General features: G+C 59.6%; 2 pseudogenes. Both read right to left on the bottom strand.

The features are described 5' to 3' along the window. Positions 1-138 (bottom strand): annotated as a pseudogene (locus ACP7BV_RS27285) (helix-turn-helix domain-containing protein); the annotation flags it as partial. A 1-nt stretch (position 139) separates the two neighbouring features. Then, positions 140-814 (bottom strand): annotated as a pseudogene (locus ACP7BV_RS27290) (IS1634 family transposase); the annotation flags it as partial. Positions 815-964 lie beyond the last annotated feature (150 nt).

The raw sequence follows: 964 nt of genomic DNA on the forward strand, positions 1-964 counted from the left end.
CTCAGAAATCTGCGGCTTGCGTCCTGGCCGCGTTCCATCCCGCTCAATTCCCGATTGACCATCTTCGATGTATCGACTACGCCAACGTGCCACTGTGGCGCGCAAAACGCCCAACTCCGCGCTAATCTCCTTGTCCGTTGATCGGTCCGATCTCGATTTCGGATTTAAGCACGCGGAACCCACGTTCGATATCGGCTAATGATTTATACCGTTTTACGACCTCGCCAGGCGCGAGGTCGGCGGTGTTCGTGACCAGCAGCAGTTTACCGTCCATCAAGCGCGCATGCGCCAGCGCACGCTCATCAATCGAGTACGTGAACAACTCGCTTTTAAGGTCGACCCGGACGATGCGCGCCAAGTGCGCTTCACACACTTCGTGATAGAAGCGGGCGCGCGCTCCGCCATCGGAGAGCTTGCGTCCGCGCTTGCGCGCGCCGCCTTCCTGTCCATCGAGTTTGCCCGCCCACTGGGCTGCTTTTTGCTCCAGCGCGCCGATGATGAGGTCGCGCTTGGCACCGGCGGCCAGCGCCACCTGCGGATCATGAGCGATGATCAGGCGCAGCTTGTCCCACTGCGCATCGCCCAGCACCTCCTCCTTGGCGTCAGCGCAAGTGGCGTCGTGGAACGGCGTCAGGATATCGACGAAATCGTTGTAGCGCCGGCCTGGGACTGCAAGAATGAATTCAAGTGTCCCGCCACCGGGCAGGGTAATGGCCTGCAGATCGGCCAGGTTGTCTGTCGAGAGCAAGCCGCGGTCAGCGACGGCGATGACGCGCTTGACGGGGAAGCGCTGGACGATCTTTTCAATGATGGGCTTGCCTATGTACTTGATTCATATGGAATGCGCTCAGGAAAAAGGGTGAAAAACCGCGTCAAACTGTCGAACTCGGGCGAGCCGGCAGCGATGCGCAAAACCATGACTTACGACCAAGGCCGCGAGATGCACGGCCACAAAATCCTCACC

The sequence above is a fragment of the Massilia sp. TSP1-1-2 genome, from assembly GCF_049896185.1.
GTDB lineage: Bacteria > Pseudomonadota > Gammaproteobacteria > Burkholderiales > Burkholderiaceae_D > Telluria_A.